The sequence below is a fragment of the Streptomyces sp. NPDC059895 genome (assembly GCF_042731035.1).
In the GTDB taxonomy this organism is placed as follows: domain Bacteria; phylum Actinomycetota; class Actinomycetes; order Streptomycetales; family Streptomycetaceae; genus Streptomyces.
Map to the genome: position 1 here is coordinate 1 of NZ_JBHWKO010000105.1, position 6,516 is coordinate 6,516.

Annotated in this window: 7 protein-coding genes and 2 pseudogenes; 3 read left to right on the forward strand and 6 right to left on the reverse strand. The window is 72.0% G+C overall.

The window, feature by feature from the left end; all coding sequences use genetic code 11:
- The first annotated feature begins 244 nt into the window (after positions 1-244).
- Both ACFV9M_RS41510 and ACFV9M_RS41515 read left to right on the forward strand, forming a co-directional pair.
- A complete protein-coding gene (locus ACFV9M_RS41510) occupies positions 245-733 on the forward strand; it encodes a response regulator transcription factor (protein ID WP_385079544.1) in 489 nt (162 codons plus the stop codon).
- A 36-nt stretch (positions 734-769) separates the two neighbouring features.
- A complete protein-coding gene (locus ACFV9M_RS41515) occupies positions 770-1,021 on the forward strand; it encodes a hypothetical protein (protein ID WP_385079541.1) in 252 nt (83 codons plus the stop codon).
- A gap of 86 nt (positions 1,022-1,107) precedes the next feature.
- On the opposite strand, the gene ACFV9M_RS41520 is transcribed toward ACFV9M_RS41515, so the two are convergent.
- Positions 1,108-2,595 carry an MDR family MFS transporter gene (locus ACFV9M_RS41520; RefSeq protein WP_385079553.1) on the reverse strand — a complete coding sequence of 496 codons (1,488 nt, stop codon included), beginning with the start codon at positions 2,593-2,595 and terminating at the stop codon, positions 1,108-1,110.
- 328 nt (positions 2,596-2,923) lie between these two features.
- Here ACFV9M_RS41520 and ACFV9M_RS41525 point away from each other — a divergent pair, with 328 nt between their 5' ends.
- Positions 2,924-3,412 carry a TetR/AcrR family transcriptional regulator gene (locus ACFV9M_RS41525; RefSeq protein ID WP_385079551.1) on the forward strand — a complete coding sequence of 163 codons (489 nt, stop codon included), beginning with the start codon at positions 2,924-2,926 and terminating at the stop codon, positions 3,410-3,412.
- A 232-nt stretch (positions 3,413-3,644) separates the two neighbouring features.
- On the opposite strand, the gene ACFV9M_RS41530 is transcribed toward ACFV9M_RS41525, so the two are convergent.
- From ACFV9M_RS41530 to ACFV9M_RS41550, 5 genes and pseudogenes are all read right to left on the reverse strand, one after another.
- Positions 3,645-4,562, reverse strand: coding sequence for a TIGR03619 family F420-dependent LLM class oxidoreductase (locus ACFV9M_RS41530; RefSeq protein ID WP_385079538.1), 918 nt, complete (start codon positions 4,560-4,562; stop codon positions 3,645-3,647).
- A gap of 10 nt (positions 4,563-4,572) precedes the next feature.
- Positions 4,573-5,223 (reverse strand): HAD-IA family hydrolase, encoded by a 651-nt coding sequence (locus ACFV9M_RS41535; protein ID WP_385079549.1) that lies wholly within the window; start codon positions 5,221-5,223, stop codon positions 4,573-4,575.
- Between the two features lie 123 nt (positions 5,224-5,346).
- Positions 5,347-5,838, reverse strand: a pseudogene (locus ACFV9M_RS41540) (prephenate dehydratase domain-containing protein); the annotation flags it as partial.
- Positions 5,745-6,371 (reverse strand): WhiB family transcriptional regulator, encoded by a 627-nt coding sequence (locus tag ACFV9M_RS41545; RefSeq protein WP_385079546.1) that lies wholly within the window; start codon positions 6,369-6,371, stop codon positions 5,745-5,747. The pseudogene ACFV9M_RS41540 and the gene ACFV9M_RS41545, both read right to left, overlap by 94 nt.
- A gap of 62 nt (positions 6,372-6,433) precedes the next feature.
- A pseudogene (locus tag ACFV9M_RS41550) lies at positions 6,434-6,516 on the reverse strand (transposase); the annotation flags it as partial.

Below are 6,516 nucleotides of genomic sequence, written 5' to 3' on the forward strand. Positions count from 1 at the left end.
CCAACGTCGCCCGAGCACGGTTCACTTCATGTGCGTCCACCCACCCAACATGCCCTGAAACAGGACCGCGAGACAGACCTAACGGAGTCCTACTATCACTATCTCGGTGTTCACGCCGGTCATCATGCCGCAGGGCACCGACACAGGGTGACGATCGGCCTACGGCTACGGCGAATACGCGACTCTTGAACATGCGGGCCTACCAGTCCCAAGGCCGGCTCTGTCGCCCCGTCTTGAGCTGCTGATGCGGGCCTGCGAGGCTCTGACCACCCCGGGCGAGGCGGCGCTCGGCGTCTACGAGCGGGCGCTGTCGCTGCCCGGCCCTGAGCGCTGGCCTTTCGACGTCGCGCGGGTGCGGCTCTTCCACGGTGAGCGGCTGCGGCGGCTCCGGGCCACGACGGAGGCTCGGGAGCAGCTGACGCAGGCGCTGGAGGCGTTCCAGCGGCTGGGCGCGAAGCCGTGGGTGGCGCGTGCGGCGGCGGAGCTGCGGGCCGGCGGGCAGTCCGCGCCGACCGCGGCCCGGCCCGGGCCCGTGGCGCTGACCGCGCAGGAGTTGCAGATCGCCACGCTCGCGGCGACCGGGCTGACCAACAAGCAGATCGCCGAGCGGCTGTTCCTGTCGCACCGGACCATCGGCACGCACCTCTACCAGATCTATCCCAAGCTCGGCATCACCTCCCGGGCGGCGCTGCGGGACGCGCTGTCCGGGCTGGAGGCGGACGCGCAGGGCTGACCGCGGCGCGGCCACGGGCACCGTTTCGAGCTGTACGTGGGTGAGCACCTACCGGACAGCCGGCTCGGCTGGTCCGGCATCGGGGCCGGTGTGCAGCTGTATCAGGCCTGGCTGCTCAAGCCGGTCGAGGCAGACACCCATGTGGTGATCGAGAACGTGGTCCGCGGTCCGGGCGCCCACTGCCTCGACGCCCTGTCCCCGGTGTGGGCGCAGCACGTGAACTCGCCGTGGCTGGAGCAGCTCGAGCGGCTGTCCGAGAACGCCCCGGAGGAGACGGGCCGCCCGTAGCCGTCCACCGTGGGGTTCCCGGTGACACGCCGCCGGCCGGCGCCCGGTGGGGGCGTCGGCCGGTCGAGGTGGCGTGGTCCGTCGGGTCAGGCGGCCTGGGCGACGTCCTCGGTGTCGGCGGAGGCGGGGCCGGAGCGGTCGGCCCGGTCCTCGGTCTTCCGCGCCGGCTTGAGGAAGAGGGCGAGGACGGTGCCGACGGCGAGGGTGGGGGCGATCCAGAGGTAGCCCATGGCGGTGGCGTGGGCGAAGGCGTCCAGGGCGGTGTCGCGCAGGGCGGCGGGGAGTCGGCCGATGGTGTCCGGGCGGGCGGCGTCGAAGCCTCCGGCGGTGGGCAGGCCGTGGCTGCGGTCGGCGAAGCCGGTGTTCAGCAGGGTGCCGAAGACGGCGACTCCGAAGGCCGCGCCGATGGAGCGGGCGAAGGTGACGACGGCGCTGGCGGCACCTAGATCGGCGGCGGGCACGCTGTTCTGGACGGTGGTCAGCACGACCATGGGGACCATGCCGATACCCACGCCGGTGATCAGGAAGTAGACGCCCAGCGCGAGGGTGCTGGTGGCGGCGCCGATGGTGCTCAGCAGGAGCAGCCCGGCGAGGTTGGCGAGCAGTCCGGCGAGCAGGATCGGCCGCAGCCGTTCGCCGTGTGCGGCCCAGCGTCCGGCGAGGGACTGGCTGACGACGAGCCCGGCGACCAGCGGCAGCATGTGGACGCCGGAGAGGGTCGCCGAGACGCCGTGGACGATCTGGAGGTAGGCCGGCAGGTAGACGAGTACGGCGAACATCGCGGCGTTGGCGAAGAAGCCGATCAGGGAGGAGAAGACCACGGTCCGGGAGCCGAGCGTCGCCGGCGGCAGGACCGGGGCGGCGGCGCGGCGCTCGACCGGGACCAGCAGCGCGCCGAGGGCGACGGTGGCGGCGATCAGGCCGACGATGGCGGGTGAACCCCAGCCCCGGCGCTCACCGAAGGACGTGATCAGGACCAGGCCGGTGGCGAGGGCGGCCAGGAGGGTGGCGCCGAGGTAGTCGATGCGTGCCTTGGCGCCTCGGGTGACGGTGGGCAGGGCGCGGGCGGCGATGGCCAGGGCGACGATACCGACGGGCAGGTTGATCAGGAAGGCCCAGCGCCAGGAGAGCTGGTCGGTGAAGACGCCGCCCAGCAGGGGGCCGGCGATACTGGCGACGCCGTACACGGAGCCGAACATGCCCTGGTAACGGCCGCGTTGGCTCGGCGCGACGATGTCGCCGACGAGGGCGAAGGTCAGGACGATCATGCCGCCGCCGCCCACGCCCTGGAGCACGCGGGCGCCGATCAGTTCGGGCAGGTTCCCTGCCAGGCCGCAGGCGACCGAGGCGATGAGGAAGACCGAGGTCGACATCAGGTAGAGCCGCTTGCGGCCGAACATGTCGCCGAGCTTGCCCCACAGCGGGGTCACCGCGGTGGAGGCGAGGAGGTAGGCGGCGCTGACCCAGGCGATGTCGTCGAACCCGTTGAGGTCCTGCGCCATGCGGGGGAGCGCGGTCGAGACGATCGTCTGGTCGAGGGCCGCGAGGAGGACGGCGAGGATCAGCGCGCTCATGGCGGCTGCCGCACCGCCCGCCTCGCGTGCCGCGGGCTGCTGTGCCTTCGACTGTGCTGTCACCTGTGCCTTCGACATCGAAAGACGCCTTCCTGGAAGTGTGCGATGGAGAGTGCGGGGAGGGTGCGCGGACCGGGTCCCCAGAGAGGGGACTCATTCGACAGGCAGTACTCTTTCTATCTGTCACTTCAATGTAGCACTTAGCTTGGATAGAGCTATGCCAAAGAGGCGTTAGATGTCTCAGGCTTCACACCGCGCCACTAGAATCGGTCCGGTGAGAGCCGACGCAGCACGCAATCTCGAAGCCGTCCTGACCACCGGGGCACGCATGCTCGCCGCCGACCCGGGCGCGAGCATCGCGAGCATCGCCGCCGAGGCAGGTGTCGACCGGCGCACCGTCTACCGGCGCTTCGCCTCCCGCGAGGACCTCCTCGCCGCGATCCACCAGTCCCGCCTCGAAGCCATCGAACACGCCATCACCGACGCACGCCTGCGCGAGGCACCCGTCGCCGTCGCCCTGCACCGCTACGTCGAGAACATCATCACCGTCAACCGCACCTGGCCCGTCGACCTCACCCGCATGCTCGCCGACGACACCGTGCACGAACGCCGCGACGCGGCCGTGCGGGAGGTCGACGCCTTCCTGGAGCGCGCCACCGACGAGGGCCTCCTGCGGGCGAACCTGCCGAACGGCTGGGCGAGCGCGCTGCTGCCGCAGCTGATGCACCTGGTGTCACGGCAGCAGCCCGAGCTGACCCCCGGGCAGGCGGCGGACGTGGTCGTCGACACCCTGCTGCACGGTCTCGGAGCGTCCTGACACGCCGACGGCCCCGGGACACACCCACGTCGAGGTGTCTCCCATGGCCGTCGGCCTGTACGGCGGCGTACGGGCCTCGTACGCCGCTCAGCTCCCATCGATGCGTTCGTCAAGAGCGCGCCCCGGCGCGCGCGACGCGTGACACCATGAGGCGGGCAGGGGTGGCCTTCCGACGAACCACCGGCGGGAGCCGCGCGTTCCGGTACGGGGCCCGGAATCCGCTGACCGCACGTCAGCCGCGGCGGACCCCGTCGAGGAACCGGCCGGCCAGGTCCACGCGCTCGTCGAGGGTGGCGGAGGTCTGTCCGAAGTCCACGAACAGCTCGTGCGCACCCGCCTCGGCGGCGGCCCGCGCGTAGTCGACGTACTGGGTGAGGGTGCCCGCCCTCGGCATCCGGTCCGGCTCGGTCCTGACGTCGGTCAACTGAGGATTGACGCGCAACGCCATGTGCAGGGTGTCCGGGTCGCGGTCCGCCTCAGCCGCCGACTTCCGAATGACGTCCCACATGCCCAGCAGATGAGGCAGCGGCATCGCCACGGGCAGCCAGCCGCCGAGCCGCCGCCCGATGCGGCGCAGTCCGACGGGCGTGAACGCCGCGAGCAGCACGGGCGGCCCGGGCCGCTGGCTCGGCTTGAGGCCGACCACGGTCTCCGGGACGGTGAACAGCGGTCCCTCGTGCGAGAAGACGTCGTCGGACCAGTACCCCTCAAGGACGTCGAGGGTCTCGTCGAGCCGTGCGCCGCGGCCCTTCCAGGGCACGGAGACCGCGGTGTACTCGTCGGGCATCCAGCCCAGGCCGAGGCCGACGGTCAGCCGCCCCTCGCTGAGGAGGTCGAGTGTGGTCAGCGACCGGGCCAGGAGGAGCGGCGGCAGCCACAGGCCGTTCAGCGTGCTCGTGCCCAGGCGGACCCGCGTGGTGTGGGACGCGACGAACGTCAGCGCCACGAGCGGGTCCATGTGGTTCTCGTAGGCGCGCGGCATACGGCCGTCGGCGCTCGGATAGGGGGCGCTCGGTATGCGGGGGGCGAGGACGCGGTCGCCGGTCCACAGGGAGTCGTATCCCATGTCCTCCGCGGTACGGCTGATGTGCAGGATGCCGTCCGGGTGGGCGTCGGGACCGAAGGTGGGCAGGGCCAGGCCGAGTTTCATGGGTGTCTCCTCAAGAGGTGAACCGATGCGGGTCCCTGTCGGTCAGCGGGATGCCGAGAAGGGCCTCCAGGGCGGCGACCGTCCGGGCGGGCTCCACGGCGTGGACGGTGGCGAATCCCAGGTCCGCCGCGGGCCGCAGGTGTTGCTCGGTGTCGTCCACGAACACGCACTCCTCGGCGCTCAGGCCGAGTCGGTCCAGGACGATCCGGAAGATCTCCGGCTCGGGCTTGCGCGTCCCATGGTCCTCCGACAGCACCACCGCATCGTAGCGCCCCTCCAGCTCGTGACCGCCGTAGAGGTTCCACGGGGCCGGACCGACCGAGTTGGAGAGGATGGCGACCCTGACTCCGGCCCGGCGGACGGCGGCGGCAGCGGCGATCACCGAGGGCTGGGGGCGCAGGTCGGCGAAGATGCGGCCCATCAGGTTGCCCGGCGCGGTGCCGAGCAGCTCTCCGGCCGACTCGTTCCACCGGGCCTGGGTGAGCGTCCCGCGCTCCAGGTCCTCGGTGAGGCGGATTCCCTCGGGGGTGAGGTAGAGGGCGGTGAGCAGCGCTCCCTCGGCCAGTCCCTCGCGCCGTTCGAAGGCGAGCGCGGCGGGCAGCAGGGGTGTGGTCAGCACACCACCGAAGTCGAGCACGAGGCCCTTGCGGTGGGGAGTCACACTCACACCCTAGAGGGTGGGTGACACACACTCCCCACCGGCACACATGTTTCCGGGGGCGCCTGTCACACAGCCGTACGGGATGCCGGACAGGCCGTCACATGCCGTACGACCGGCCGTACGTCAGCTGCTCGCGCGGCGGTGCGGGTGCGCGGGGTGGACGCCCGGGATGCGCACCTCGGAGGAGGAGAAGCGCAGCTCGTGCCGGGCGATGGCGACCCGCTCGTCGTCGGGGTGACCCTCGATCTCGACGAGGACGACGAAGCGCGTGGTGTTGTCGGGATCGTCCTCGACCTCGGGACGCAGCACGTCGAGGCCGTGGAGCCCGACCGCGGCGGGCGGGACGAGCGCCGCGTGCCGCGGGTCGCTCAGCTCGGCCACCTCGCGCGCCGCTCCGGCCGTGTCGTCGCTGACGAGGGTGCGCCAGCCGCCCTCCCGCAGCACCTTGCGGCACTGCCCGAGGGCGTGGACGTGGCTGCGGACGCACTCCACCTGGTCCAGCGTCGCTCCGGGCACACCCATCAGGTCGCGGATGGCGAGGAAGTACTCGGCGACGATGAACAGCCCGGATTCCGGCAGCAGGTGGTGCACGTCAGCGACGCGGCCCGCCGCGGAGAGAGGGAGGTCCTGTCCTCGCGCGGCAGAAGCTCCATGAAGTACCGCACCTGCTGAAGTACCGGTGAAGCGGCCTCGGTCTGGTTCATCAGGGGGTACGTGGGTCCTCGGGGCGCGTGCGTCCTCGGGGCGCGTGCGTCCTCGGGGCGCGTGCGTCCTCGGGGCGCGTGGCTCCCGGGCTCAGGCGGCCCCCTCGCCGCCGGGTCGCTCGTCGCGTGTGGCCGCCGGCGTGGTGAGCAGAACCGGCGCCTCGGGCCGCGACCCCGGGGCGTCCTCGCGGACTCGCCCACGGCGGCGCGGGGCGTGCTGACCGCTCCCATGTCCTGCGAGGTCCGCGCCTCCCGGAAGACCTCCGCCCCGGACCTCACCGCCGGACGGCGGCGCAGCAGCGCCCGGCGCTCGCGCTCGGTCATCGCACTCCACACGCCGTACTGCTCGCGGTGTTCCAGGGCGTGGGCGAGGCGGTCGAGCCGCACCGGGCACCCGACGCACACGGTCTTGGCCTCCTCCTGGGCGGGACTCTGCGCGAACATCCGCTCCGGCTGCGACCGGCACAGCCCTTGGTCGGCCCAGTCCACGCCGGTCTAGTGCCGCATCAAGCAACGTTTGCCCTGTCGACGACCGCGCGTAGGCGTCGGTCGTCGGCATGGCGGTTTCGCCAGATGATGTAGCGGCGGA

Bases quoted from the DNA above. Each gene is read 5' to 3' on its own strand.
- ACFV9M_RS41510 (WP_385079544.1), top strand. From the start codon at position 245: ATGCGGGCCTGCGAGGCTCTGACCACCCCGGGCGAGGCGGCGCTCGGC.
- ACFV9M_RS41520 (WP_385079553.1), bottom strand. From the start codon at position 2,595: ATGAGCGCGCTGATCCTCGCCGTCCTCCTCGCGGCCCTCGACCAGACG.
- ACFV9M_RS41525 (WP_385079551.1), top strand. From the start codon at position 2,924: ATGCTCGCCGCCGACCCGGGCGCGAGCATCGCGAGCATCGCCGCCGAG.
- ACFV9M_RS41530 (WP_385079538.1), bottom strand. From the start codon at position 4,562: ATGAAACTCGGCCTGGCCCTGCCCACCTTCGGTCCCGACGCCCACCCG.
- ACFV9M_RS41545 (WP_385079546.1), bottom strand. From the start codon at position 6,371: ATGTTCGCGCAGAGTCCCGCCCAGGAGGAGGCCAAGACCGTGTGCGTC.